We start from the raw sequence: 25,617 nt of genomic DNA, 5'->3' as shown, positions 1-25,617 counted from the left end.
GGCAGCATGCTTAACATTGTCTTATTCGAACCAGAAATCCCGCCGAACACCGGGAATATTATCCGCCTGTGCGCTAACACCGGCTTCAACCTGCATATCATCGAACCGATGGGCTTTGCCTGGGACGATAAACGTTTGCGCCGCGCCGGGCTGGACTACCACGAGTTCGCCGCCGTCCAGCGCCATGCCGATTACGCCGCATTTGTTGAAAGCGCAAAGCCGCAGCGTCTGTTCGCCCTGACCACCAAAGGTACCCCAGCCCATAGCGCGGTGAGCTATCAGGACGGTGATTTTTTGATGTTTGGCCCGGAAACCCGCGGACTGCCTGCCAGCATTCTCGATGCCCTGCCCGCAGCGCAAAAAATCCGTATTCCGATGATGCCGGACAGCCGCAGCATGAACCTGTCAAACGCGGTGTCGGTGGTAGTGTATGAAGCCTGGCGCCAGCTGGGGTATCCGGGCGCCGTGCTGCGCAACTGAGTCCCGGAGGCGGCGCTAAGCGCCTGTTCGGGCTACCAGACAGCGCTCAATGTTGTAGCCCGGACAGATGCGCAGCATCGCCTCCGGGAAATCAATCAAATACCGTCACCGTACTCGAAGGTATGGTGTATGCCATTAAAGTGCTGATCCATATCCATTGCGGGCTTATCGCTCTCTGGCTTGCCCACAATGCGGGCAGGAACGCCTGCGGCGGTGGTATGCGGCGGCACCGGTTGTAGCACTACCGAACCGGCGCCGATTTTTGCCCCGCGCCCGACTTCAATATTGCCAAGGATCTTCGCCCCGGCGCCAATCATTACGCCTTCGCGAATTTTCGGGTGACGATCGCCGCTGGTTTTACCAGTACCGCCAAGGGTCACCGATTGCAGAATCGACACATCATCTTCAATGATCGCCGTTTCACCGACGACAATGCCGGTGGCGTGGTCAAGCATGATCCCGCGGCCAATCTTCGCTGCCGGGTGGATATCCACCTGGAACGAGACGGAAACTTGATTTTGCAGGAAGATTGCCAGCGCCCGACGCCCCTGGTTCCACAGCCAGTGGCCGATGCGATAAGCCTGTAGCGCGTGGAATCCTTTAAGGTATAGCAGCGGCGTCGAGTATTTATCCACCGCCGGGTCGCGGGTACGCACCGCCTGAATATCGCAGGCGGCGGAGGCGATCATTTCCGGGTCAGCGGCGTAGGCTTCTTCCACCACTTCACGAATCGCGATAGCGGGCATAATCGGGGAGGCCAGTTTGTTGGCCAGCATATAGCTCAGGGCGCTGCCGAGGTTTTCGTGCTTGAGTAGCGTGGCGTGATAAAAACTGGCGAGCATTGGCTCACAGTCAGCTAAAGCCCGGGCTTCGGCTTTAATATTATTCCAGACGATATCCAGTTCTTCACACGGCATTGCTGACTCCAGGCGATATAATAATGACCGGCCAGTTCTTTGCTGGCCGGGTCATTCAGGTGATCCAGGTTCCATCGCAGTTAGTTGCTACGCTCGTCCTTGCGTGCACGACCTAATAAGGTCAATGCTGCCTCGCGCGCAATTTTTCCGCAATACAATACCTGATAAATTTCCTCGGTTATTGGCATTTCGACGCCTAAACGTTGCGCCAGAACGCGAACTTCTTTGGTATTGCGGTAGCCTTCAACCACCTGGCCAATTTTCTCCTGCGCGCTTTGCACATCCATGCCCTGACCGAGCATCATGCCGAAGCGGCGGTTACGCGACTGGTTATCGGTACAGGTCAGCACCAGATCGCCTAAACCCGCCATCCCCATAAAGGTTTCCGGATCGGCGCCAAGGGCCTCACCAAGGCGGGACATCTCGACCAGCCCGCGGGTAATCAGCGCTGTTCGCGCATTAGCGCCAAAGCCGATGCCGTCGGACATCCCGGCGCCGATAGCGATAACGTTTTTCACCGCTCCGCCGAGCTGAACGCCGATGAAGTCTGGGTTGATATAGACGCGGAAGCTCTTGCCGCAGTGCAGCAGGCTTTGCAAATCGTCAGCGAACTGCGGGTCCGTAGACGCCAGCGAGATAGCTGTCGGCAGGCCTGCCGCCAGCTCCTTCGCGAAAGTTGGGCCGGAAATCACCGCCAGCGGGATATCGTCGCCCAGCGCTTCGCGCGCCACGTCCTGCAGCAGACGTCCGGTTTCCGCCTCAAGACCTTTTGTCGCCCAAACCAGGCGCGCATCAGGGCGCATCAGCGGTTTAATCTGCCGCAGCACTTCGCCAAAAACATGGCTCGGCACAACGACCAGGATATCGCGGCTGGCAGCCAGCGCGGTCGCCAGATCGCTTTCCAGATGCAGCGTATCAGGGAAAGGGACGTCAGGAAGGAATGCGGCGTTGCAGCGATCGTGTTGCAGCGTCGCAATATGTTTCGGGTCATGGCCCCAGAGCACAACGTGGTGGCCATTTCTTGCCAGGGTGATGGCAAGAGCGGTGCCGTAAGAGCCGGCACCGATCACAGTCATTGCAGCGTTAAGCGCGTTCATCAGGCATCCTGATGTTGTTCAGCACCTTCGCCAGCCTGCTGCTGCAGATAGTTCATAAACAGCGCATCGAAGTTCACTGGCGCAAGGTTCAGTTGCGGGAAGGTACCGCGGGAAACCAGGCTGGTGATGCACTCACGCGCGTACGGGAACAGAATGTTCGGGCAGTATGCGCCGAGGCAATGCGCCATCTGGGTGCCGTCAATACCGTCGATGGAGAAAATACCGCCCTGCTGTACTTCACACAGGAACGCAGTCTCTTCACCCAGGGAGGCGGTCACGGTCACACGCAGCACCACTTCATACACGCCTTCAGCCAGCTGGCTGGAAGCAGTATCCAGATCAAGTTTAACTTCCGGCTGCCAATCTTTCTGGAAAACTTGCGGAGCGTTTGGCGCTTCGAAAGAAATATCTTTGGTGTAGATACGCTGGATCTGGAAAGTCATTTCGGTGCTGTTTTGTTCTGACATAGTAAAACCCTTTCGTGTTGTCCTTAAGTACGCCTGTCCAATGGGGATGGGCGCAAAAATTAGCGCAAGAGGGGATCGAGTCCACCACGTGAATCAAGCGCGTACAAGTCGTCACAGCCGCCAATGTGCTGCGCATCAATAAAAATCTGCGGAACCGTCGTTCGACCGCTGCGCTGAATCATCTCTTCACGCTTCGCAGCATTGCCATCGATAGGCAACTCGTTGAACGTCACGCCCTTGCTGTTCAGCAGCGCTTTCGCACGTACGCAGAACGGACAGGTCGCTTTGATATAAATATCAATATTGGCCATGACTTTACTCCTGTTTTTACCCCCGAGGGTTTTACGCCGCAGGCTTTATTTTCCCCCCTGACGAATAACCGACATGGGGGAACCAACGCTACGCCATAAAGACGCGGGTAAATTATTTACCGCGTACCAGCGGAAGGTTCTCGCCGCTCCAGCCTGCGATGCCTTCTTTCAGTACGAAGACCTTTTCGAAACCGGCTTTGTTCAGCGCGCTGGCGGGTTCTTGTGCCTGCATACCGGAGCCGTCTACCACTATAATGGGTTGTGCTTTGTGCTTTTCCAACTCGCCGACGTTATTTGCTTTGATATCGCTCGGCAGCAGGTTAACAGAACCCGCAATATGGCCTTTACGGAAATCGTCACGCTGACGCAGGTCGACAACCACGGCATCTTCTTTGTTGATTAGGCGCGTCGCTTCACCGCGGGTGATGACTTTAACTTTCGACATCAGTCCTTTAAACGTGGTGAACAGCACCGCCACCAGCAGCGCGACCCACGCGATGCTCAGGACGGGGTGACGGCCGATGAATTGCATAATTTCTTGCATGGGGGGTTACAACTCCCGACTAAGTGATAAAAAAACCAGGGAAGGAGTATACCTGTGCATTGCGGCAAATACAGCCAGTGAGCGCGATGTAATGCATTTTCTGCGGCCCGTTACGAAAAAAAAGCGCTCTCAGCGGAATGATGCCGCCTGGCCGCTCCCTTTCTTTGATCTTTCACGGTGATTTGATCGATTCAGCTGTAGTAAAATTACGCAAATTTTTCTGTCTTTGAGCATGAGGTTGTCGCAATGTCGGTTTCTAAAAAACCTATGGTACTGGTGATTCTGGATGGCTATGGCTATCGCGAAGACCAGCAGGATAACGCAATTTACAGCGCCAAAACCCCCGTTATGGACGCATTGTGGGCAAAACGCCCGCATACCCTGATTGACGCTTCCGGCCTGGAAGTCGGTCTGCCGGATCGCCAGATGGGCAACTCCGAAGTAGGTCACGTCAACCTCGGCGCGGGCCGCATCGTGTATCAGGATCTGACCCGTCTGGACGTTGAAATCAAAGAACGCACCTTCTTCGCCAACCCGGTACTGACTGGCGCGGTCGATAAAGCCGTTGCCGCGGGCAAAGCCGTGCATATCATGGGCCTGATGTCTCCTGGCGGCGTCCACAGCCACGAAGACCACATCATGGCGATGGTCGAACTGGCAGCTGAACGCGGTGCGGAAAAAATCTATCTGCACGCTTTCCTCGACGGCCGCGATACCCCGCCGCGCAGCGCTGAAAAGACGCTGGCGAAATTCGAAGACAAATTTGCCGCACTGGGCAAAGGCCGCGTCGCCTCAATTATTGGTCGTTACTACGCTATGGACCGCGACAACCGTTGGGATCGCGTTGAACACGCTTACGACCTGATGACCCAGGCAAAAGGCGAGTTCCAGGCGGATACCGCCGTTGCTGGCCTGCAGGCCGCTTACGCACGCGATGAAAACGATGAGTTCGTAAAAGCGACCGTTATCCGCGCCGAAGGCCAGGCCGATGCCGCCATGGAAGACGGCGACGCGCTGATTTTCATGAACTTCCGCGCCGATCGCGCCCGTGAAATCACCCGCGCCTTCGTTAACGCCGATTTCGACGGTTTCGCCCGTAAGAAAGTAGTGAACCTCAATTTCGTCATGCTGACCGAATACGCCGCCGACATTAAAGTTGCCTGTGCTTACCCGCCGGCTTCTCTGGCAAATACCTTCGGCGAGTGGATGGCGAAAAACGACAAAACCCAGTTGCGTATCTCCGAAACTGAAAAATACGCCCACGTGACCTTCTTCTTTAACGGCGGCGTTGAAGAGCCGTTCAAAGGCGAAGAGCGTATTCTGATCAACTCGCCGAAAGTCGCGACCTACGATCTGCAGCCGGAAATGAGCTCTGCTGAGCTGACTGAAAAACTGGTCGCCGCTATTAAAGGCGGTCAGTTCGACACGATCATCTGCAACTACCCGAACGGCGATATGGTTGGCCACACCGGGGTAATGGAAGCAGCGGTTAAAGCGGTTGAAACCCTGGATAACTGTATCGATCAGGTGACTAAAGCCGTTGAATCCGTTGGCGGCCAGCTGCTGATCACAGCAGACCACGGCAACGCCGAGCAGATGCGCGACCCGGCAACCGGCCAGGCGCACACCGCTCACACCAACCTGCCGGTTCCGCTGATTTATGTTGGCGATAAAAACGTCAAAGCAGTTAACGGCGGCAAACTTTCCGACATCGCGCCGACCATGCTGACGCTGATGGGAATGGAAATCCCGCAAGAGATGACTGGCAAGCCGCTGTTCATCGTGGAATAATCCTTCCCCATGAGGGGAAAGGCGACTTATTCAACTACATGGATCGCAACGGCAGTTCGGTCCGTCCTTTACGCCAGCGCGCTTAGCGCTGGCGTATTGCTGTGCGCCGCATCTGCTCACGCCGACGATCGCGACCAGCTAAAATCTATTCAGGCCGATATCGCCGCCAAACAGCGGGCGATTAAGCAGCAGCAGCAGCAGCGTGCATCTCTGGTCGCCCAGCTTAAAGCGCAGGAAGAGGCCATCGCCGCCGCCGCGCGCAAGCTGCGCGAAACGCAAAACACACTCGATCAGTTGAATAAGCAGATCGACGAAATGAACGCCGCGCTCGCGAAGCTGGAGCGTCAGCGCGCTTCTCAGGAGCGTAACCTTTCCGCACAGCTTGACGCAGCGTTTCGTCAGGGGCCGCATACCGGCATCCAGATGGTTCTCAGCGGCGAAGAGGGGCAGCGTAACCAGCGCATGCAGGTCTACTTCAGCTACCTGAACCAGGCGCGCCAGGAGACCATCGCTCAGCTTAAGCAAACTCGCGAAGACGTGGCGGTGCAAAAAACCATGCTGGAAGAGAAACAGAGCCAGCAGCAAACCCTGGTGTACGAACTGCGTGCCCAGCAGAGCAAGCTGGAACAGGCGCGCAACGAGCGTAAAAAGACCCTCTCTGGCCTCGAGTCCTCCATTCAACAAGGTCAGCAGCAGCTCAGCGAACTGCGGGCTAACGAATCGCGCCTGCGCGGTCGTATCGCCCAGGCGGCGGCGGCAGCCAAAGCGCGCGCCGATCGCGAAGCCCGCGAGGCGCAGGACGTACGCGATCGCCAGCAGGAAGCCTCGCGCAAAGGTACCACCTACAAACCCACCGAGAGCGAACGCTCGCTGATGTCCCGCACCGGCGGACTTGGCTCTCCTCGCGGCCAGGCATTCTGGCCGGTTCGCGGCTCAATTCTCCATCGCTATGGCGAACAGCTGCAAGGTGAACTACGTTGGAAGGGGATGGTTATCGCTGCGTCTGAAGGCACCGAGGTCAAAGCCGTTGCCGATGGGCGAGTTATTCTCGCCGACTGGCTACAGGGCTATGGTCTGGTGGTGGTCGTTGAACACGGCAAAGGCGACATGAGTCTTTACGGCTATAACCAAAGCGCGCTGGTCAGCGTCGGCACTCAGGTCCGGGCGGGCCAGCCGATCGCTCTCGTAGGCAGCAGCGGCGGTCAGGGCCGTCCGTCGCTCTATTTCGAAATTCGCCGCCAGGGTCAGGCGGTCAATCCACAGCCGTGGTTGGGAAGATAAGTTTTGCTTCAATTTCGCAGAATTGCACTCGCGGTAACCACTACGCTGGTTATGGCGTCGCCGGTTTTTGCCGGCAAACTCTCCATTGTTATTGACGACTTTGGCTATCGTCCACAAACCGAAAACCAGGTGCTGGCGCTGCCAGCGACGATCTCCGTTGCCGTACTCCCTAATGCACCTCATGCTCGAGAAATGGCGACAAAAGCGCATAACCTCGGCCATGAGGTGCTGATTCACCTGCCGATGGCGCCGCTGAGCAAGCAGCCGCTGGAAAAAGATACGCTCCGCCCGGATATGAACAGCAGCGAGATCGAGCGCATAATCCGCGAAGCTTATGGCAAAGTCCCGTACGCCGTGGGGCTGAACAACCATATGGGCAGCGCCATGACGTCAAATCTGTTTGGTATGCAGAAGGTGATGCAGGCTCTGGAGCGCTACAACCTCTATTTCCTTGATAGCGTCACCATCGGTAACACCCAGGCCATGCGCGCGGCACAGGGCACCGGCGTAAAGGTTATTAAGCGCAAGGTCTTCCTCGACGATACCCAGAACGAAGCGGATATCCGCTATCAGTTCAACCGCGCCATTGCCCTGGCGCGACGCAACGGTTCGGCTATTGCCATCGGTCACCCGCATCCCACCACGGTGCGCGTGCTGCAGCAGATGGTGTATAACCTGCCGCCGGATATTACCCTGGTTCGCCCGAGCAGCCTGCTCAACGAACCGCAGATCGATACCTCAACGCCGAATATCGCGCCGCCACCTGCACAGCCGCCGCGCAACCCGTTCCGCGGCGTGAAGCTGTGTAAACCGAAGCATCCGCCGGAGCCAGTGAACGCCCGCCGCTTCTTCACTATTCTGAGCGAAAGCATCAGCCAAAGCGCGCTGGTGCAGTACTATCAGTTAAAGTGGCAGGGCTGGGATAACCCCAACAACTAAACCGTCCGGGAATCCGTGTGCTTTTCGACTGCGGATTCCTGCTTCTCCTGATGGGCATACCAGGCTTTAAAGTATTTTAGAAAGCTGTAAAAGGTCGCATATAGTCCGGTGACGACACCAACCTTGCCCTTTCGCCACGCCCCGCTAAACAGATACCACTTAAAGAAAGCGCCAATCGCGCTGATCACCCCGCGCCCAATGGACGGCCTGATCTTCTGGTGTTTAACCAGCCGCGTGGTGTAGCTGTTGAGCTTATTAAACACTTCATGCAGGGAATAGAAGGTATCGTGGCGCACAAACCCAGGTAGCTTACTGGAATGTTTAAAACCAACAACCTGATCGTCCACCGGGCGATCGTTGAACCTGGCGACAGAGCGGTTAAACAAGCGAACCGGGAAATCCGGCGATGAGACAGGATAAATGGTTCGCACTTCTTCCCCCAGAACGAACCAATAACGCGGCAGACGCCACGCGCAGTCAGGTGCAGGTTCATCGCCAGCTTTCAGCGCCAGAATAGCCGTTACGACATCATCATCGAGAATTTCATCGCTATCCATACACAGCACCCAATCATGGCTGGCCAGGGATGTCGCGTAATTCATCTGCGCACCGTGAGCGGCATAAGGATGGTGGTGAACGATAAGACCGAATTGTTGGCAAATCTGCAGCGTGGCGTCCGTGCTGCCTGAGTCGATGACGATAAATTCATCGGCCACCTTAAGCAAAGGTGGTAAAACCTCCCGTAACAAGCGGGATGAATTACAGGTCAATAAGCATACAGAAAGTTTAAGCATAGTGTTTGTGTGGTTAAACGGCGATTAAACTGACTGTATAAACGAATAGGCAAGAAAGCGATTTAGAAAAAGTGCGGAGTGGGTTAAAAATCAGAAAAGTGGAAGACAGCTCTCGGAAAAAGCGCCCGCAGGCGCTTTTTTTATGTACAACGCGAGTGGAATTAATCCCAACTGAGGATAACTTTACCGGACTGGCCGGAGCGCATGGCGTCGAAGCCCTGCTGGAAGTCATCAATGCCAAAGCGATGTGTGATGATCGGCGAGAGATCCAATCCAGACTGAATAAGCGCGGCCATCTTGTACCAGGTTTCAAACATTTCCCGGCCGTAAATCCCTTTGATAAACAGCCCTTTGAAAATCACCTTGGTCCAGTCGATCGACATATCTGACGGCGGGATGCCAAGCATGGCAATACGCCCGCCGTGGTTCATGGTATCCAGCATTGTACGAAACGCCGGCGGAGCGCCCGACATCTCCAGACCCACGTCAAAACCTTCGGTCATGCCCAGTTCGGCCATCACATCGTTAAGGTTCTCTTTCGCGACGTTCACCGCACGGGTCACGCCCATTTTGCGCGCCAGCTCCAGACGATATTCGTTCACGTCGGTGATCACCACGTTACGCGCACCGACGTGTTTCGCCACTGCCGCCGCCATCACGCCAATCGGGCCAGCACCGGAAACCAGCACATCTTCACCGACCAGGTCGAAAGAGAGCGCGGTGTGAACGGCGTTACCAAACGGGTCAAAAATCGACGCCAGATCGTCAGAGATATTGTCCGGGATTTTGAAGGCGTTAAATGCCGGGATCACCAGATACTCAGCAAAGCAGCCCGGACGGTTTACGCCGACGCCCGTGGTATTGCGGCACAGGTGCGTACGCCCGGCACGGCAGTTACGGCAATGACCGCAGGTAATATGCCCTTCGCCCGAAACGCGGTCGCCAAGCTTAAAGCCGCGAACTTCCTGACCGATACCCACGACTTCACCCACGTATTCATGGCCCACAACCATCGGGACCGGAATAGTCTTTTGCGACCAGTCGTCCCAGTTGTAGATATGCACGTCGGTACCGCAAATCGCGGTCTTGCGGATTTTAATCAGCAAATCGTTATGGCCGACTTCCGGTTCCGGTACGTCGGTCATCCAGATGCCTTCTTCCGCCTTCAGTTTGGATAACGCTTTCATCTCACACCCTTAGGCAATGACGCCCAGTTGTTTACCGATGCGGGTAAAGGCTTCCACCGCACGTTCAATTTGTTCAGGGGTATGCGCCGCAGACATCTGGGTACGGATACGCGCCTGGCCTTTTGGTACCACCGGATAGAAAAATCCGGTGACGTAAATACCTTCTTTTTGCAGCTCGCTCGCGAACGTCTGCGCGACGGTGGCCTCACCGAGCATCACCGGGATAATGGCGTGATCGGCGCCCGCCAGGGTAAAGCCCGCCGCAGACATTTTTTCGCGGAACAGACGCGCGTTGGACCACAGACGGTCGCGCAGTTCGCTGCCCGCCTCTACCATCTCCAGCACTTTAATGGAGGCGGCAACGATCGCCGGAGCCAGCGAGTTGGAGAAGAGATACGGACGCGAGCGCTGGCGCAGCCACTCGACAACCTCTTTGCGCGCTGCGGTGTAGCCGCCGGAGGCGCCGCCCAGCGCTTTACCCAAAGTACCGGTGATGATATCGACACGGCCCATCACGTCGCAGTACTCATGGGATCCGCGACCGTTTTCACCAACAAAACCGACGGCGTGAGAGTCGTCGACCATCACCAGCGCATCGTATTTATCCGCGAGATCGCAGACGCCTTTCAGGTTGGCAATGACGCCATCCATTGAGAATACGCCGTCGGTCGCGATCAGCACATGACGAGCACCGGCTTCACGGGCCTCTTTCAGGCGGGCTTCCAGCTCCTGCATGTCGTTGTTAGCGTAGCGGAAGCGCTTTGCCTTACACAGGCGCACGCCATCGATGATTGACGCGTGGTTCAGAGCATCGGAGATGATCGCGTCTTCTGCGCCAAGCAGGGTTTCAAACAGGCCGCCGTTGGCGTCAAAGCAGGAGGAGTACAGAATCGCATCTTCCATGCCAAGGAAATCTGCCAGCTTCTTCTCAAGCGCTTTATGGGTGTCCTGGGTACCGCAGATAAAGCGCACGGAGGCCATACCAAAGCCGTGGCTATCCATTCCGCCTTTCGCGGCGGCAATCAGCTCCGGGTGGTTCGCAAGGCCCAGATAGTTATTGGCGCAGAAGTTAATCACCTGGCTACCGCCGACGGTGATATCCGCCTGCTGCGCCGAAGTGATAATCCGTTCTTCTTTAAACAACCCTTCCGCGCGCGCGGTATCCAGGTCATTGGTTAACTGTTTGTAGAAATCACCACGCATTGCAACTCTCCAGATTCGGCAAAATTTGGCACATATTACCCTAAATAATTCGAGTTTCAGGAAGGCGGTGACGCAGCGAATCCCCAGGAGCTTACTCTGGTAAGTGACTGGGGTGAGCGAGGAAAACCAACGTACCTGTAACTTGAAGTATGACGGGTATATTACCTAAAGATATACGCTGATACGAGATGATGCATTACTACATGAATTATTTGCAGCATAAATCACGAGACCCCCTACACCTTATCGGCGAATGGCTGAAGCCTTTCCGATGTGGTGATATGATATGAGTATTCATGTCCGGATTGTCTCTGGGCACCCTACTTCAAAGGTTACAGTTATGATCATCGTTACCGGCGGCGCAGGCTTTATCGGCAGCAACATCGTTAAAGCGTTGAATGACCAGGGCATTACCGACATCCTGGTCGTAGATAATCTGAAAGACGGCACCAAGTTCGCGAACCTGGTAGACCTGAATATCGCTGACTACATGGATAAAGAAGACTTCCTGATCCAGATTATGGCAGGCGAAGAATTCGGCGATATCGACGCCATTTTCCATGAAGGCGCCTGCTCTTCCACTACAGAGTGGGACGGTAAGTACATGATGGATAACAACTATCAGTACTCCAAAGAAGTGCTGCACTACTGCCTGGAGCGTGAAATCCCGTTCCTGTACGCCTCTTCCGCGGCGACCTACGGCGGGCGCACCAGCGACTTTATTGAGTCCCGCGAATACGAGCAGCCGCTCAACGTTTACGGCTACTCCAAGTTTCTGTTTGATGAGTACGTTCGCCAGATCCTGCCGGAAGCAAACTCACAGATCGTTGGCTTCCGTTATTTCAACGTCTACGGGCCGCGCGAAGGCCACAAAGGCAGCATGGCCAGCGTCGCGTTCCATCTCAATACTCAGTTGAATAATGGCGAAAGTCCGAAATTGTTCGAAGGCAGCGACGGCTTTAAGCGCGACTTCGTCTACGTCGGCGATGTCGCTGCGGTCAACCTGTGGTTCTGGGAAAACGGTGTTTCCGGCATCTTCAACCTCGGCACCGGCCGCGCGGAATCCTTCCAGGCGGTAGCGGACGCCACCCTGGCTTACCACCAGAAAGGCAGCATCGAATACATTCCGTTCCCGGACAAACTGAAAGGCCGCTATCAGGCGTTTACCCAGGCGGATCTGACTAACCTGCGCGCAGCGGGCTACGACAAACCGTTTAAGACCGTGGCCGAAGGCGTAACGGAATATATGGCCTGGCTTAATCGCGACAATCATGCGAATTCATAAAATCATTCGAGCAGTATCAAGGCGGCAACTGAGTGAATCTTCAGGAACATAGGATAACTATGTGACTGAAGTGAACGAAGACAGACAACGCAGAGACAGCTTGAAGGATGAAATGAATGAAGATATTGGTGATAGGCCCGTCATGGGTGGGCGACATGATGATGTCGCAAAGTCTCTATCGTACGCTCAGGGCGCGCTATCCCCAGGCAATCATCGACGTGATGGCGCCCGCGTGGTGCCGTCCGCTGCTGTCGCGTATGCCGGAAGTTAATGAAGCGATCCCGATGCCGCTCGGCCACGGCAAGCTGGAAATCGGTGAACGACGTAAGCTTGGGCACAGCCTGCGCGAGCGTCGCTACGATCGCGCTTACGTGCTACCGAACTCGTTTAAATCGGCGCTGGTGCCGTTCTTTGCAGGTATCCCACTTCGTACCGGCTGGCTCGGCGAGATGCGCTACGGCCTGCTGAACGATGCCCGCAAGCTGGATAAAGAAGCCTGGCCGCTGATGGTAGAACGTTACGTTGGTCTGGCCTACGACAAAGGCGTGATGCGCTGCGCGAAAGATCTGCCGCAGCCGCTGCTCTGGCCGCAGCTTCAGGTAAATGAAGGTGAGAAATCGCAGGCCTGTAGCGCGTTCAATATCTCCGCCGACCGCCCGATTATCGGCTTTTGCCCCGGCGCGGAATTTGGCCCGGCCAAACGCTGGCCACACTACCACTACGCTGAGCTGGCGAAGCAGCTGATCGACGACGGTTATCAAATCGTCCTGTTCGGTTCTGCTAAAGATAACGAAGCGGGCAAAGAGATCATCGCTACGCTGAGCACGGAGCAGCAGGCATGGTGCCGTAATCTGGCCGGGGAGACCCAGCTTGAGCAGGCCGTCATTTTGATCGCCACCTGTAAAGCGGTGGTCAGCAACGACTCCGGCCTGATGCACGTCGCCGCGGCGCTGGACCGCCCGCTGGTCGCGCTCTATGGCCCGAGCAGCCCGGACTTCACCCCACCGCTGTCGCATAAAGCGCGCGTTATTCGCCTGATCAGCGGCTACCATAAAGTGCGCAAAGGCGACGCCGCCGAAGGCTATCATCAGAGCCTGATCGACATTACCCCACAGCGCGTACTGGAAGAATTGAATGCGCTGCTGACGGAAAAACTGGAAACAGAGGAAGCGTAGCGGATGCGGGTATTGATCGTAAAAACCTCGTCCATGGGCGACGTACTGCACACGCTGCCCGCGCTAACCGACGCCGCGCAGGCTATTCCCGGCATTCGTTTCGACTGGGTCGTTGAGGAAGGCTTCGCGCAGATCCCTTCCTGGCATGAAACCGTTGATCGAGTGATTCCGGTGGCGATTCGCCGCTGGCGCAAAGCGTGGTTTTCCGCGCCAATAAAAGCCGAGCGTAAGGCATTTCGTGAAGCGGTACAGGCGAAAAAGTACGACGCTATCATAGACGCCCAGGGGCTGGTGAAAAGCGCCGCGCTGGTGACCCGGCTGGCCCGTGGTGTTAAGCACGGCATGGACTGGCAGAGTGCCCGCGAGCCGCTGGCGAGCCTGTTCTATAACCGTCGTCATCATATCGCTAAACAGCAGCATGCCGTTGAGCGTACCCGCGAGCTGTTCGCCAAAAGCCTTGGCTATGCGAAGCCGGAAACTCAGGGTGACTACGCCATCGCCCGCCATTTTTTACGCCAGGATGACGTCTCTGTCGCGCCGTATCTGGTGTTCCTGCATGCCACCACCCGTGATGACAAGCACTGGCCGGAAGAGAACTGGCGGGCGCTTATCGCCCTGCTGGCCGACAGCGGCCTGCGCGTTAAGCTGCCGTGGGGCGCGCCGCATGAAGAGGCGCGGGCCAAACGTCTGGCGGAAGGGCATGATTTTGTCGACGTACTACCGCGTATGAGCCTTGAGCAGGTAGCCCAGGTGCTGGCAGGCGCGCGCGGGGTGGTTTCCGTCGACACCGGGCTAAGCCATTTAACCGCCGCACTTGATAAACCAAATTTCACGCTATACGGTCCGACCGATCCGGGGCTGATTGGCGGCTACGGTAAAAATCAGTACGTCGTGCGCCCGGAAAACGGCAGCAGCACGGGGGATATTGCAGCTATGCATGTATTCGAATTGCTGAAAGCATCCCGCATTATCGAACTGAATTCTTTGCACGAGAGCCCAGAAACACAATGAAATCTCATCGTCAGAAGAAATTTGCAACATTACGGGCCTGGAACAGAAAACGGAATTACTTTTTTAAAGCAATCCGTATGGAGCTTGCTCGCTGGATATGGGACCGTCGAATCAAAAAAGAATTTATTTTAGCAAAAGGCGCAAAAGTTCTTCTTTTGCGCGATGATGGAAAAATTGGGGATATGATCGTCTCCACCTCGCTTATACGTGAACTGTATAAAAATGGCTATACGGTTGATATATTAGCGACGGTGAACAATATAATCGCGATCGAGCACAATCCTTACATCCGTAAAATACATATTTATGATCAGCAAGGTAATGCACCAGGGTTAGCCAACGAGAGTTACGATCTTGTTATCGATATGGGAGATAAAATATCGCCTACAAGTCTTCGTTTTTTACTGAAAATTAATACCAGGAACGTTATTGGTTTTAACAAAGGAAAGTATAATGTCTATAACAAATCAATAAAATTTTCAGGTTTTCAGGAGCATATCACTACTCGCTATGCACTTTTAATGTCTGAGTTGGGACTTTCTCACGTAAATACCTCATACGATCTTTTCTATCCTGAAGAGACCGATATCGATGTTTCATATTTTTTAAAAAAATTACCGCACTCTAAAAATATCATCATCAATCCCTTCGCAGCCGATAGTAAACGTGAATTATCGCTTAACCAGCTACAACAACTCTTCCATGAAATAAAATATCATATCCCCGGCTATAATATTATCTATCTAGATCCCAATAATAAGATCAGTACTGACCTTCCTGAAGGGATATATAAGAATCCATTTTCATCCTTATTTAGTGCGATGTCATTGATCAAACATGCCGAACTGGTCATATCACCAGATACTTCTATTGTGCATATTGCAGCAGCGTATCGTAAGCCATTAATTGCTCTTTATGGCAATGATATGCATGGTAAATACCAGAATAATAAAACCTGGGGGCCAGGCTACCCGGAAGCCGTGCAAATATTGACGCAGGATAAATACCATCCGATCTCAACGATAGATGTGAAGGAAATTATCGAATCGGCCCAATATCTTATGACAAGATAAATGAAAGGGGAGCCTAGCTCCCCTTTCATCACTTCTCAGGCGTTGGTAATAAAGCTGAAATAACGATCGATATTAAAAACAGCATCACCGTTTGCGAATTGATTAATACCGAGTCAGTGAGCCCACAGACAAAAAGCACAAACAGTGGCAATAATGCTGATGTCAGCATGCGTTGACGAATTGCCACAATGGCAAAAGTAATATAAATGAAAGCTAAAGACAGTGCACCAATGATGCCTTGCAACGTTAATGTCTCAAGAAAATCATTATGCATATTATATTTGACATTATTATAGCCTTCCTTATTACCCGGATGATTCTCTTTAATAAACGCCTGCGCATACGTTGTTCTTTCCAGCGGTGTGCTAAAGAAATAGTGCCTCTCAGCATACGTCAATCCGCTATCCCAAATTGCCACTCGGGCCCCTATAGAAGTAGAGCTATCTGTTTTATAATTCTGGATATTATGAATCCCCTCCATCCAGCGGGTTCCAGTCAAAGAGACGGCGATAACAATTAACCCAACAAAACTGGTAATAAAAAACTTATTCCTGGCATATGTCCGTATATTTTTATTATATAAACAATATAAAATCGTTACGCCAATAAAAGCCAGAATTGATACTCTGGTATCACACAGCATCAAAAGCACGAATGTGATTGCTGCTGCCAAAATATCGATAAAAAACCATTTACTGCGCACTGTACTCTTTGAGAGAGTCAGATACGTGGTGTACATAAATAAAACCATATAAGAAGAACTACTTGCAGCATCTGCAGTCAATTTTATTCTCTCATGCGTTACGTAGTAAAACTCATGCAAACCAAAAAATAAAGCAATAACTAAACCGACGAAAATAATAGTTCTTCCCAGCACAACTATTTCTTTTGTCATATATTTCGAAAGAATTATTGCTGAGCTTACAATAAATGCTGATAATATAAATCGCTTACCTCCGAGGTCGTAATTCCTTAAGTTATTAAGGTCGAACTCACTAAACTGCGAAGTATCTGTTTTAGCATATAAGAACCAAATATATCTAACCAACCCGACAATAAACAAGGCCATCACAAAGGGTAACGCAGGTGCGAGTTGGCTTAGCTGCTGCCGATTTTTAACCAGCCCATACAGAATAAAGAGAACGGAAATATAGCCAGCAAAATAAAATATTTTCTGCGCAATACCATTCGTAAATAGCTCGATCGACAAAGAGATAAGAAGAGAAAGAAAAAATACTCCAACGCAATTCTCTGGCGTCGCATACCGAAATATAGTATTTTTTATTTTAGTCATGTTTTATTTTTCCAAAACCTGCTTAAATCTTGACATATATGCATCTTCATAAAAATCGCAGATACTATTATTTATCACATCATGTGCCGGAAGATGTGCGCCTGAGCCAATAGCGGTGAGTTTTCCAACAAGCTCAGCGACGTTTCCTGGCTCATACAAACACCCGTTGACACCGCTCACAATAATATCCGACGGACCGCTGACGCAATTTGAAGAAATACAGTAGATACCGCGAGAAATCGCTTCCAATAAAACTAAAGGTAGCCCTTCCTGCGTGGAGGTCAGCACTAAACAGGAAACTTCCTGGAGGTTATTTTCAATATACTGCCATGCATTTTCCTGCCAACCGTGCCAGGTAATATTGTGCTGCAAACCTAAAGTGTCTACATAGCGCTGACATTGAGCTAAATCTTCACCATCGCCAACGATGTCAAGTGACCAGGGGATATTAAGCTGGCTAACTGCGTCAAAAAGCTCCTTGAGGTTTTTCTGATCAGAAAAGTGAACTCGTCCAACATAGAGCAACTTCAATGTTTGCGGACGCGTGATAATCGCTGAGCTTCTTTTTACAGGATTAAAAACGACATCGATTGACTCAGGCGCAGCCCCCAGCTCTATGAACTGCCTGGCAATATCGCGGCTAATAGCGAAATGGTGCTCAGCAAGTAAGAGGTATCGAGGTCGATACCGATCTCGCGGCGGCAAGTGCATCCAGGTTGATAATTTTGCGCTCGTAGCTGACATTTTCATAGCGCGTCTGGCAATCAAGCAAGGGAGCGTATTCAGCACAACGACTCGATCTGGCCGGTTTTTCAGCATAAAAAAAGCTAGCTGTAAAACATGAAACAGCCTCGATATTTTATGATTACCAGTAATTCTCTGACTTTCTCCCCAGACAATCCCCTTACGCCATGCGCTTGAAGCATAACGGCCACCATCATTGAGAATAAAGAGCCCCGCTGAATACTGGGGATCAGAATTTAACTGTAAAATAAGCTGCCGGGTAACATTTTCCATGCCCCCTCGGCCACTCAGCAGATCAACAACGAACAGGATTTTTTTCTTTTTAGACATAGGTTTTTTCTGATTGTTGTGATTCTGTGTAATTGAACATCAATAATACGTTCAAGCCTAACATAATCTCCTGTTGCCAGGCGTGAGATAATAGGTATAAATTTTATTACTCAGGTAAGCATTTTAATGTTGATTACGCCAGAGCACAAAGTTCATATAAAAACGAGCCTCTTATCTCTTTTTATTATTATAATACTCCGCCAACGTCATTCCCTTCACCTGCGGCGCCAGCCAGCTGAAAAAAGCCTCCAGATCGGCATATAAGCGCTCGATATCCTGCTCGTTTTTAAACGTTGGGCTGCCGCCAGGCATGTACTCAGAAGAGTGGAGCATATATTCGACGTAGTCATTACCCTGAGTCAACGTCTGCTCCACGACTTTTTTCATCGTTTCGACGTTGCCGCCCATCGGACGCAGCCAATGAACCGACGGAGAACGCACTTTACCGCGCAGGCGATCGTAACCCTGCTTCAGACCGTTCATCCACGCTGAATGCTTATACTGAATACTCATTGGCACTTCCAACAGCGGCGACTGCCCTTCACGGCGAATATCGTTCTCATCGAGGAAGTAGGCGTGCTGCGGGAAGTTGCGATAATCGGTGCCGCCGTCGCCCTGCGGCGCGCCTTTCGCCGTTTTCCAGTTCACCCGAGGGGTGACCGAGCAATCGACCAGATAACCATACTCCACCAGCAGACGCGCATAGCGCTCATCAAACGCCCAGCGCCCGGCGCGATGGCTAACCATTTTGGTCTGGAAGGTATCCTCCAGCAGGCGGGTCATATAGTCGACTTTTTCCCGCATCGCCGCATCGCTGTACTCAATCAAATACGGTTTATGCCTCCAGTCGTCATCGGTAAGCGGATCGGTCGGCGGGCTGTTCCAGGCGTGCAGATGCATGCCAACTTCCGCGGTTCCCCGGGCAATCACATCTTTGGCAAATTCGATATAAACCGGGTCGATAGCCATTTCATAGTTGGTCAAATAAACCGGTTTGAAACCATACTTTTCGCAAAGCTGCTGAAAACGCGGTAAATAGCGCGCATTCTCGGTGGTGATGCTGTCATGTTTTTGCCAGAGGTTATCGCCCTCTGTATCAATCGTGATGAGAAATGCGGGTTTGTGCACGAAAACGTCCTCAGGCCATACGTATCGGGTCATGGTAGAGCAAGACAACGCTTCTCTCAATCTATCTGATCCCCTAGAATCGGAACCCTGATCCTGAATGAAGAACAGAGAATGACGCCTGAAACCCGCACTTCCGGCCGCGTGAACCCGGCGCGAATACTGGTTATCAAGCTTCGCCATCATGGCGACATGTTATTGATAACCCCGCTTATTCACGCGCTAAAACAGCAATATCCCGCCGCCCGCGTGGATGTACTGCTTTATGAAGAAACCCGGGATATGCTCGCAGCAAACAGCGATATCAACCACATTTATGGTATCGATCGGCGCTGGAAAAAGCAGGGAACCGGTCATCAATTGAAGATGGAGTGGCAGCTGATTCGCACGCTCCGCCAGCAGCGCTACGATATGGTGTTCAATCTTGCCGATCAGTGGCCGAGCGCGATCATCACTAAATTAACCGGCGCAGCAACCCGCATCGGCTTCGACTTCCCGAAACGTCGTCATCCGGCATGGCGTTTTTGCCATACCGCTCTTGCCTCAACCGCGCAGCATAACCAGCTGCACACGGTACAGCAGAATCTGTCGATTCTGGCGCCGCTTGGGCTAAATGTTGATAATGCGCCAGCGAAAATGGGCTACAGCGAGCAGGACTGGACCACCAGTCGCGCACTGCTACCGGAAGGGTTTCAGGATAGCTATATTGTGATTCAGCCAACCTCCCGCTGGTTCTTTAAGTGCTGGCGCGAAGAACGCATGAGCGCCCTGATTAACGCCATCTCTGAAGCGGGCTACGCGGTGGTACTGACCTCCGGGCCTGACGCTAAAGAGAAGCAAATGATAGAAACCATTATGGCAGGCTGCCCCGATGCCCGCCTGCACTCACTCGCCGGGCAGTTGACCCTTCGTCAGCTGGCGTCAGTCATCGACCATGCCCGTCTGTTTATCGGCGTGGACTCGGTGCCGATGCATATGGCCGCCGCACTGAACACGCCGCTGATCGCGCTGTTCGGCCCCTCTAAGCTCACCTTCTGGCGTCCGTGGCAGGCGCAGGGCGAAGTTATCTGGGCGGGTGATTTTGGCCCTATTCCCGATCCTGATGATATCGACACTGGCACGAACGAACGTTATCTCGATCTAATTCCCACCGACGCGGTTATCGCGGCGGCGAAAAAGGTACTGGCATGAGTAAATTCAGGCTGGCTCTGGTACGCCAGAAGTATCGCCCGGACGGCGGCGCGGAACGCTTTGTCTCCCGCGCGCTGGAGGCTCTCGACGCCAGCGACCTTGAACTGAACGTCATCACCCGCGAGTGGCAGGGGCCGGTAAAGCCCGAGTGGAACATCCACATCTGCAATCCGCGCAAGTGGGGACGCATCAGCCGCGAGCGCGGTTTTGCCGAAGCCGCGCGCCAGCTGTGGCAGCGCGAATCCTTCGATCTGGTGCAAAGCCATGAGCGCATCCCCGGCTGCGACCTGTACCGTGCCGGAGACGGCGTGCATCGTCGCTGGCTACAGCAGCGCTCGCGCATTTTGCCCGGCTGGAAAAGCCGCCTGCTGTTTGCTGACCGCTACCATCGCTATGTGATGCAGGCCGAGCGCGAAATGTATCAGGACTCTCACCTGCGCGGCGTCATCTGCAACGCAGAGATGATTAAACAAGAGATTATTGAAGACTTCGGCCTGCCGGCGGAAAAAATCCACGTTATCTATAACGCTATCGATAACCAGCGTTTTCTACCGCCTACGGAAGAAGCCTTTGTTGCGCTGCGCACCAAATGGGATTTGCCGCTGCAGGCGACCTGCCTGATCTACGTCGGCTCCGGCTTTGAGCGTAAGGGGCTGGAAGCGGCGATTCGCGCCATCGCCCCGACCGATCGCTATCTGTTAGTGGTTGGCAAAGATAAAGAGCAGGGCCGCTATCAGCAGCTCGCGAAAACGTTGAACTGCGAGGAGCGGGTACGCTTTTTTGGCATGCAGTCGGAAACCCTGCCGTTCTATCAGATGGCCGACGGCCTGCTGCTGCCGACGCTGTACGATCCGTTCCCCAACGTGATTCTTGAGGCGATGGCCTGCGGCCTGCCGGTCATTACGACTACCGGCTGCGGCGGCGCGGAGTTTATCGTTCAGGGCAGCAACGGCTACGTTTGCGACGCGCTGGATATCACCGCCCTGCAGGAGTCCGTTGTCGCGCTTCCCGCTCGGGCGTTAGGCTCTGCGCAAGGCGAACGCGCCCGTGAGCGCATCATGACCTGCACCAGCGAACGCCTCTCGGCGCAGCTGCTCTCCCTCTATCAGGATTTGGTGAAATAACGATGCGCATACTGTTTGTTATCGACGGCCTGCCCGGCGGCGGCGCGGAAAAAGTGGTGCTGACGCTGGCGGAACAGTTTCTTAAAGAGGGAGAGCAGGTGTCGCTTTTTTCCCTGCGCGACGTCTGTGATTACCCGCTGCCGGAAGGGCTGGATTATCAGGTGATCGCCGACCGCTGCCGCAAACCGTGGCGCAAACTGACCGAGCTATCCCGCCGCGCGCGCCAGCTTGATGCGGCGATCGAGAAAGCAGAACCGCAGGGCCGTTTCGACCTGGTGCTGTCGAATCTGCATAAAACTGACCGCATCGTCTCTCGCAGTCGCCTGCTGAACGGGCGTAACGTCTGGTTCTGCCTGCACGGCGTGTTCTCCACCTCTTACCTCGGCCATCGCACTGGTTTTGACCGCTGGATGAAACAGCAGAAGATCAAGCGCGTTTATCAGGGGCGCAACGTCGTGACCGTTTCCGATGCGGTCGGCAAGGATCTGGTCGAGCAGTTCGCTATTCGTCCGGCACAACTGCAAACCATTTATAACCCGTTTGATATCGCCGCGCTGCGTGCCGCAGCTGAAGAACCCAGCCAGCGACCCGATGGCGACTATATTATTCATGTGGGCCGTTTCCACCCCGGCAAACGCCACGACCGCCTGATTGAGGCCTATGCGCAAAGCGGTATAGACGCGCCGCTGGTGCTACTGGGACAGGGTAAACAGGAGCAAGAGCAGCGCCTGCGCCAGCTGGCGCTGCAACTACAGGTTAGCGATCGCGTCCTGTTTAAAGGCTTCCAGAAAAACCCGCTGCCGTGGATTAAAGGCGCGCGGATGCTGGTCCTGAGCTCCGATAGCGAAGGCTTTGGCAACGTGGTGGTTGAAGCGCTGCTGCTGGATACGCCAGTCGCCAGCACCCGCTGCCCGGGCGGCGTCACTGAAATTCTGACCGGCGAGCTATCGCGCGGCCTGTCAGAGCTAAACAGCCCGGCGCTGGCTCAGACGATGCAAAGCATTTACCATAGCCCCCCTGTCATCGACGCATCGGCGCTGGAAAAATTCAGCGTCGCGTCAATTTGCCAGCAGTACCGTCAGTTGCGCAGCGCCTGACGCCGTTATTCAACCAGGATCGAATGATTTATGAGTCAAACGCCTTTATTGAGCATCGTGGCCGCCGTCTATAACGGCGAAAAATTCCTTGCGCAATTCTTTGAGTGCCTTGAGCAACAGCAGTTGGAAAGCTATGAACTGATCCTGGTGAACGACGGGTCGACGGACGGCAGCCTGGCAGTGATCGACCTGTGGAAAGACCGCCTGCAAAACGTCATAGTGCTGGAGCAGGAAAATCAGGGGGTTTCGGTGGCGCGTAATACCGGCCTCGCCGTGGCGACCGGTAAATATCTGACCTTCCCGGATATCGACGATAAGCTCTACCCGGGCATGTTCCGCACCCTGCTTGAGATGGCGGAAAAGGGCAATCTTGACGTCGCCACCTGCAACGGCCGCTACGTCTACGAGAGCAAAAAAGATATTCACCCCATTTTTCCGCTGGATCGGTTGCAGTCTACCGGCGTTCTGCCCGGCCATGTGTGGTTAAAGCAGGCGCTGGATTCTCGTAAGTTCCTGCATGTCACCTGGTTGAACATCTATCGTCGCGAGTTTATCGCCAGCCACAACTTCCACTTTGAGCCTGGCCTGCGCCATCAGGATATTCCCTGGACTACGGAAGTGCTGCTGGCGGCAGAACGCGTGCAGTACACCAGCGAGCAGTTCTACGACTACTATATTCACTCTGAATCGGTGTCGCACAAGCCGGACAACGACGATACGCTGATGCGTTCGGCGCGCCACTATATGAAGATTCTGGAGATGCTGGACGCCATCAACCAGCGCTATCCGGACAAGGTTCGCGATATTTCCGCCTGCCGCTGGCAAATAGCCAAAGAAGGGCTAGGGATTATTCATACTTTCGATAGCATGAAAGATGAGTCAAAAAAGCATGTTATCATTAAAGAGTTCTTTGACCGCGGTATCTGGAACCTGATCTGGAAAAACGCTCGTACGTTCCGCCTGCGCTGGCGTCTTGGACGCCGCTATCTGCGTATCAAGCGCTATCGCGACGCGGCTTAATACTGAATCCCTTAGATTCCGCCAAAGAGATAGCTTTACGCGGGTTAAATGCTTAGAATTTGCCCGCAAAAACATTAATACGGATAAATCGCTTGGAATTGCTTTATACCGCCCTACTCTACCTTATTCAGCCGCTGGTGTGGCTGCGACTGCTGTTACGCAGCCGTAAGGCCCCTGCCTATCGTAAACGCTGGGCGGAACGTTATGGCTTTTGTCAGAACAAGGTAGAACCGCATGGTATTCTGCTGCATTCCGTTTCCGTCGGCGAAACCCTGGCGGCTATCCCGTTGGTGCGGGCGTTACGCCACCGTTATCCCTCTCTGCCGATCACCGTCACTACCATGACGCCGACCGGCTCTGAACGCGCAATGTCCGCCTTTGGTAAAGACGTGCATCACGTCTACCTGCCTTACGATCTGCCCGGCGCGATGAATCGCTTTTTCAATACCGTTCAGCCGAAGCTGGTTATCGTCATGGAAACCGAGCTGTGGCCGAATATGGTCGCCACGCTGCATAAGCGTAAAATCCCGCTGGTTATTGCCAACGCCCGCCTGTCCGAACGCTCGGCGAAAGGCTATGCCAAACTGGGTAAATTTATGCGTCGGCTGCTGAGCCGTATTACGCTTATCGCCGCGCAGAACGAAGAAGACGCCAACCGCTTTATCGCCCTTGGCCTGAAGCGCAATCAGCTGGCGGTTACCGGTAGCCTGAAGTTTGATATCTCGGTTACACCTGAACTGGCCGCACGCGCCATCACCCTGCGCCGCCAGTGGGCGCCGCATCGCCAGGTATGGATTGCCACCAGCACTCACGATGGCGAAGAACAGATTATTCTCCAGGCGCATAAGAAGCTGCTGGAAACCTTCCCCGACCTGCTGCTGATCCTCGTCCCCCGCCACCCGGAACGCTTCGGCGACGCCCGCGAGATGGTACAAAAAGCCGGAATGAGCTACACCCTGCGCAGCACCGGTGAAATCCCGTCAAGCAGCACCCAGGTGGTGATTGGCGATACCATGGGCGAGCTGATGCTGCTGTACGGCATTGCCGACCTCGCGTTTGTCGGCGGTAGCCTGGTGGAGCGCGGCGGTCATAACCCGCTGGAGCCCGCCGCTCATGCGATTCCGGTGCTGATGGGCCCGCACACCTTCAACTTCAAAGATATCTGCGCCAAGCTGCAGCAGGACGACGGCCTGATTACCGTGACCGACGCCAGCTCGCTGGTAACGCAGGTGTCTAACCTACTGACAGATGAAGATTATCGCCTGTGGTATGGTCGCCACGCGGTGGAGGTCCTGCACCAAAACCAGGGGGCGCTCTCCCGTCTGCTACAGTTACTGCAACCCTATCTGCCGCAGCGGAGCCACTAATGTCGCCTCGACTCTCGGTCGTGATGATCGCCAAAAACGCGGCGGATTTACTGCCTGATTGTCTGGCGTCAGTCAGTTGGGCCGATGAGATAGTGCTGCTGGATTCCGGCAGCAGCGACAATACCGTTGAATTAGCCCGCAGCCTGGGCGTTCAGGTTCATATCAATGACGACTGGCAGGGCTACGGTATCCAGCGCCAGCGCGCCCAGGACTACGCCACCGGCGACTACGTGCTGATGATCGATACCGACGAGCGCGTCACCCCGGAGCTTCAGCAGTCGATTCGCAGCGTGCTGGCCGCGCCGCAAAGCGGCGCTATCTACAGCATCGCCCGGCGTAACTATTTTCTCGGTCGCTTTATGCGCCACAGCGGCTGGTATCCGGACCGCGTAATGCGCCTGTACGAACGTGACCGTTACCGCTATAACAATAATCTGGTGCACGAATCTCTCGACAGCAAAGGCGCGCCGATTATCGAACTCTCAGGCGACCTGCTGCATCTGACCTGCCGCGACTTTTCCGGCTTTCAGCAAAAGCAGTTGGCCTATGCCGCCGCCTGGGCGCTGGAGCGTCACCAGAAGGGCAAGAAGGCCTCGCTGGCCGGTATCTTCGGCCATACGCTGGGCGCCTTTGTAAAAACGCTACTGCTGCGTGGCGGCGTTCTGGATGGAAAACAAGGTTGGCTACTGGCGGTGGTCAACGCGCAATACACGTTTAATAAATACACCGAGCTGTGGGCGCTAAGCCGCGGCTACTCGGAGAAAGTGTAA

At 54.0% G+C, this 25,617-nt stretch carries 25 protein-coding genes; 14 read left to right on the top strand and 11 right to left on the bottom strand.

Annotated features, from left to right (window positions below):
* Positions 1–6: 6 nt before the first annotated feature.
* Entirely contained in the window at positions 7–480 is a 474-nt protein-coding gene (gene trmL, locus FN082_RS12880; protein ID WP_112215939.1) for a tRNA (uridine(34)/cytosine(34)/5-carboxymethylaminomethyluridine(34)-2'-O)-methyltransferase TrmL, read from the top strand.
* A 95-nt stretch (positions 481–575) separates the two neighbouring features.
* Here the strand turns inward: trmL and cysE are convergent, their stop codons facing one another.
* From cysE to FN082_RS12855, 5 genes are all read right to left on the bottom strand, one after another.
* Complete coding sequence (gene cysE, locus FN082_RS12875) at positions 576–1,397, bottom strand: serine O-acetyltransferase (protein WP_110276987.1); 822 nt, start codon at positions 1,395–1,397, stop codon at positions 576–578.
* An 80-nt stretch (positions 1,398–1,477) separates the two neighbouring features.
* Complete coding sequence (gene gpsA, locus FN082_RS12870) at positions 1,478–2,494, bottom strand: NAD(P)H-dependent glycerol-3-phosphate dehydrogenase (RefSeq protein WP_139538349.1); 1,017 nt, start codon at positions 2,492–2,494, stop codon at positions 1,478–1,480.
* Positions 2,494–2,961: a protein-export chaperone SecB gene (gene secB / locus FN082_RS12865; protein ID WP_139538350.1), complete on the bottom strand. Its 468-nt coding sequence runs from the start codon at positions 2,959–2,961 to the stop codon at positions 2,494–2,496. The genes gpsA and secB overlap by 1 nt, the downstream gene beginning before the upstream one ends.
* A gap of 59 nt (positions 2,962–3,020) precedes the next feature.
* Positions 3,021–3,272, bottom strand: coding sequence for a glutaredoxin 3 (gene grxC, locus FN082_RS12860; protein WP_142981698.1), 252 nt, complete (start codon positions 3,270–3,272; stop codon positions 3,021–3,023).
* 112 nt (positions 3,273–3,384) lie between these two features.
* A complete protein-coding gene (locus FN082_RS12855) occupies positions 3,385–3,816 on the bottom strand; it encodes a rhodanese-like domain-containing protein (protein WP_138360958.1) in 432 nt (143 codons plus the stop codon).
* 246 nt (positions 3,817–4,062) lie between these two features.
* Between FN082_RS12855 and gpmM the strand changes: the two genes are divergently transcribed.
* From gpmM to FN082_RS12840, 3 genes are read left to right on the top strand one after another with little or no spacing between them, the layout of a single operon-like run.
* Complete coding sequence (gpmM, locus tag FN082_RS12850) at positions 4,063–5,607, top strand: 2,3-bisphosphoglycerate-independent phosphoglycerate mutase (protein WP_139538352.1); 1,545 nt, start codon at positions 4,063–4,065, stop codon at positions 5,605–5,607.
* Positions 5,608–5,616: 9 nt separating this feature from the next.
* The gene (gene envC / locus FN082_RS12845) at positions 5,617–6,888 is read left to right on the top strand and encodes a murein hydrolase activator EnvC (protein ID WP_139538353.1); all 1,272 of its coding nucleotides are present in this window, start codon (positions 5,617–5,619) and stop codon (positions 6,886–6,888) included.
* 3 nt (positions 6,889–6,891) lie between these two features.
* The gene (locus FN082_RS12840; RefSeq protein ID WP_185932117.1) at positions 6,892–7,827 is read left to right on the top strand and encodes a divergent polysaccharide deacetylase family protein; all 936 of its coding nucleotides are present in this window, start codon (positions 6,892–6,894) and stop codon (positions 7,825–7,827) included.
* Here the strand turns inward: FN082_RS12840 and FN082_RS12835 are convergent.
* From FN082_RS12835 to kbl, 3 genes are all read right to left on the bottom strand, one after another.
* Complete coding sequence (locus tag FN082_RS12835) at positions 7,824–8,621, bottom strand: glycosyltransferase family 2 protein (RefSeq protein WP_142981696.1); 798 nt, start codon at positions 8,619–8,621, stop codon at positions 7,824–7,826. The two genes, FN082_RS12840 and FN082_RS12835, sit on opposite strands and share 4 nt — an antisense overlap.
* A 161-nt stretch (positions 8,622–8,782) precedes the next feature.
* A complete protein-coding gene (tdh, locus tag FN082_RS12830) occupies positions 8,783–9,808 on the bottom strand; it encodes an L-threonine 3-dehydrogenase (RefSeq protein WP_139538355.1) in 1,026 nt (341 codons plus the stop codon).
* A 9-nt stretch (positions 9,809–9,817) separates the two neighbouring features.
* Entirely contained in the window at positions 9,818–11,011 is a 1,194-nt protein-coding gene (gene kbl, locus FN082_RS12825) for a glycine C-acetyltransferase (RefSeq protein WP_139538356.1), read from the bottom strand.
* 340 nt (positions 11,012–11,351) lie between these two features.
* On the opposite strand from kbl, the gene rfaD reads away from it, so the two are divergent.
* The 4 genes from rfaD (at position 11,352) to FN082_RS12805 (ending at position 15,555) form a co-directional block, all read left to right on the top strand.
* Positions 11,352–12,296 carry an ADP-glyceromanno-heptose 6-epimerase gene (rfaD, locus tag FN082_RS12820; RefSeq protein WP_139538357.1) on the top strand — a complete coding sequence of 315 codons (945 nt, stop codon included), beginning with the start codon at positions 11,352–11,354 and terminating at the stop codon, positions 12,294–12,296.
* Positions 12,297–12,412: 116 nt separating this feature from the next.
* Positions 12,413–13,471 carry an ADP-heptose--LPS heptosyltransferase RfaF gene (gene rfaF, locus FN082_RS12815; RefSeq protein ID WP_139538358.1) on the top strand — a complete coding sequence of 353 codons (1,059 nt, stop codon included), beginning with the start codon at positions 12,413–12,415 and terminating at the stop codon, positions 13,469–13,471.
* 3 nt (positions 13,472–13,474) lie between these two features.
* Positions 13,475–14,482, top strand: a complete 1,008-nt coding sequence (gene rfaC / locus FN082_RS12810) for a lipopolysaccharide heptosyltransferase RfaC (RefSeq protein WP_142981695.1) — start codon at positions 13,475–13,477, stop codon at positions 14,480–14,482.
* The gene (locus FN082_RS12805; RefSeq protein ID WP_142981693.1) at positions 14,479–15,555 is read left to right on the top strand and encodes a glycosyltransferase family 9 protein; all 1,077 of its coding nucleotides are present in this window, start codon (positions 14,479–14,481) and stop codon (positions 15,553–15,555) included. Before rfaC ends, FN082_RS12805 begins: the two co-directional genes overlap by 4 nt.
* 28 nt (positions 15,556–15,583) lie before the next feature.
* On the opposite strand, the gene FN082_RS12800 is transcribed toward FN082_RS12805, so the two are convergent.
* From FN082_RS12800 to FN082_RS12790, 3 genes are all read right to left on the bottom strand, one after another.
* Complete coding sequence (locus FN082_RS12800) at positions 15,584–16,849, bottom strand: O-antigen ligase family protein (RefSeq protein WP_142981691.1); 1,266 nt, start codon at positions 16,847–16,849, stop codon at positions 15,584–15,586.
* A gap of 3 nt (positions 16,850–16,852) precedes the next feature.
* Complete coding sequence (locus tag FN082_RS12795) at positions 16,853–17,923, bottom strand: glycosyltransferase (RefSeq protein WP_142463769.1); 1,071 nt, start codon at positions 17,921–17,923, stop codon at positions 16,853–16,855.
* 171 nt (positions 17,924–18,094) lie between these two features.
* The gene (locus FN082_RS12790; RefSeq protein ID WP_139538363.1) at positions 18,095–19,051 is read right to left on the bottom strand and encodes a polysaccharide deacetylase family protein; all 957 of its coding nucleotides are present in this window, start codon (positions 19,049–19,051) and stop codon (positions 18,095–18,097) included.
* Positions 19,052–19,162: 111 nt separating this feature from the next.
* Here FN082_RS12790 and rfaQ point away from each other — a divergent pair, with 111 nt between their 5' ends.
* The 6 genes from rfaQ (at position 19,163) to FN082_RS12760 (ending at position 25,617) form a co-directional block, all read left to right on the top strand.
* Positions 19,163–20,239: a putative lipopolysaccharide heptosyltransferase III gene (gene rfaQ / locus FN082_RS12785; protein WP_142981689.1), complete on the top strand. Its 1,077-nt coding sequence runs from the start codon at positions 19,163–19,165 to the stop codon at positions 20,237–20,239.
* Entirely contained in the window at positions 20,236–21,363 is a 1,128-nt protein-coding gene (locus tag FN082_RS12780; RefSeq protein WP_139538365.1) for a glycosyltransferase family 4 protein, read from the top strand. The genes rfaQ and FN082_RS12780 overlap by 4 nt, the downstream gene beginning before the upstream one ends.
* A 2-nt stretch (positions 21,364–21,365) precedes the next feature.
* Entirely contained in the window at positions 21,366–22,460 is a 1,095-nt protein-coding gene (locus FN082_RS12775; protein WP_139538366.1) for a glycosyltransferase, read from the top strand.
* A 30-nt stretch (positions 22,461–22,490) separates the two neighbouring features.
* Positions 22,491–23,480: a glycosyltransferase gene (locus FN082_RS12770; protein WP_142463772.1), complete on the top strand. Its 990-nt coding sequence runs from the start codon at positions 22,491–22,493 to the stop codon at positions 23,478–23,480.
* A 92-nt stretch (positions 23,481–23,572) separates the two neighbouring features.
* The gene (gene waaA / locus FN082_RS12765; RefSeq protein WP_142981687.1) at positions 23,573–24,847 is read left to right on the top strand and encodes a lipid IV(A) 3-deoxy-D-manno-octulosonic acid transferase; all 1,275 of its coding nucleotides are present in this window, start codon (positions 23,573–23,575) and stop codon (positions 24,845–24,847) included.
* Positions 24,847–25,617 carry a glycosyltransferase family 2 protein gene (locus tag FN082_RS12760; protein WP_139538369.1) on the top strand — a complete coding sequence of 257 codons (771 nt, stop codon included), beginning with the start codon at positions 24,847–24,849 and terminating at the stop codon, positions 25,615–25,617. Before waaA ends, FN082_RS12760 begins: the two co-directional genes overlap by 1 nt.

This window comes from Klebsiella spallanzanii, assembly GCF_902158555.1.
Lineage (GTDB): Bacteria > Pseudomonadota > Gammaproteobacteria > Enterobacterales > Enterobacteriaceae > Klebsiella > Klebsiella spallanzanii.
Note: the sequence above shows the minus strand (reverse complement) of the source record. Positions and strands in the feature narration are given on the sequence as shown.

What these genes read in the sequence shown, in the direction of transcription:
- rfaQ (WP_142981689.1), top strand. Translation starts at nt 19,163, where the DNA reads ATGACGCCTGAAACCCGCACTTCCGGCCGCGTGAACCCGGCGCGAATA.
- rfaD (WP_139538357.1), top strand. Translation starts at nt 11,352, where the DNA reads ATGATCATCGTTACCGGCGGCGCAGGCTTTATCGGCAGCAACATCGTT.
- gpmM (WP_139538352.1), top strand. Translation starts at nt 4,063, where the DNA reads ATGTCGGTTTCTAAAAAACCTATGGTACTGGTGATTCTGGATGGCTAT.
- FN082_RS12780 (WP_139538365.1), top strand. Translation starts at nt 20,236, where the DNA reads ATGAGTAAATTCAGGCTGGCTCTGGTACGCCAGAAGTATCGCCCGGAC.
- FN082_RS12835 (WP_142981696.1), bottom strand. Translation starts at nt 8,621, where the DNA reads ATGCTTAAACTTTCTGTATGCTTATTGACCTGTAATTCATCCCGCTTG.
- envC (WP_139538353.1), top strand. Translation starts at nt 5,617, where the DNA reads ATGAGGGGAAAGGCGACTTATTCAACTACATGGATCGCAACGGCAGTT.
- FN082_RS12775 (WP_139538366.1), top strand. Translation starts at nt 21,366, where the DNA reads ATGCGCATACTGTTTGTTATCGACGGCCTGCCCGGCGGCGGCGCGGAA.
- gpsA (WP_139538349.1), bottom strand. Translation starts at nt 2,494, where the DNA reads ATGAACGCGCTTAACGCTGCAATGACTGTGATCGGTGCCGGCTCTTAC.
- FN082_RS12760 (WP_139538369.1), top strand. Translation starts at nt 24,847, where the DNA reads ATGTCGCCTCGACTCTCGGTCGTGATGATCGCCAAAAACGCGGCGGAT.
- FN082_RS12855 (WP_138360958.1), bottom strand. Translation starts at nt 3,816, where the DNA reads ATGCAAGAAATTATGCAATTCATCGGCCGTCACCCCGTCCTGAGCATC.
- rfaC (WP_142981695.1), top strand. Translation starts at nt 13,475, where the DNA reads ATGCGGGTATTGATCGTAAAAACCTCGTCCATGGGCGACGTACTGCAC.
- FN082_RS12770 (WP_142463772.1), top strand. Translation starts at nt 22,491, where the DNA reads ATGAGTCAAACGCCTTTATTGAGCATCGTGGCCGCCGTCTATAACGGC.
- grxC (WP_142981698.1), bottom strand. Translation starts at nt 3,272, where the DNA reads ATGGCCAATATTGATATTTATATCAAAGCGACCTGTCCGTTCTGCGTA.
- rfaF (WP_139538358.1), top strand. Translation starts at nt 12,413, where the DNA reads ATGAAGATATTGGTGATAGGCCCGTCATGGGTGGGCGACATGATGATG.
- FN082_RS12800 (WP_142981691.1), bottom strand. Translation starts at nt 16,849, where the DNA reads ATGACTAAAATAAAAAATACTATATTTCGGTATGCGACGCCAGAGAAT.
- cysE (WP_110276987.1), bottom strand. Translation starts at nt 1,397, where the DNA reads ATGCCGTGTGAAGAACTGGATATCGTCTGGAATAATATTAAAGCCGAA.
- tdh (WP_139538355.1), bottom strand. Translation starts at nt 9,808, where the DNA reads ATGAAAGCGTTATCCAAACTGAAGGCGGAAGAAGGCATCTGGATGACC.
- FN082_RS12795 (WP_142463769.1), bottom strand. Translation starts at nt 17,923, where the DNA reads ATGTCTAAAAAGAAAAAAATCCTGTTCGTTGTTGATCTGCTGAGTGGC.
- FN082_RS12805 (WP_142981693.1), top strand. Translation starts at nt 14,479, where the DNA reads ATGAAATCTCATCGTCAGAAGAAATTTGCAACATTACGGGCCTGGAAC.
- secB (WP_139538350.1), bottom strand. Translation starts at nt 2,961, where the DNA reads ATGTCAGAACAAAACAGCACCGAAATGACTTTCCAGATCCAGCGTATC.
- kbl (WP_139538356.1), bottom strand. Translation starts at nt 11,011, where the DNA reads ATGCGTGGTGATTTCTACAAACAGTTAACCAATGACCTGGATACCGCG.
- trmL (WP_112215939.1), top strand. Translation starts at nt 7, where the DNA reads ATGCTTAACATTGTCTTATTCGAACCAGAAATCCCGCCGAACACCGGG.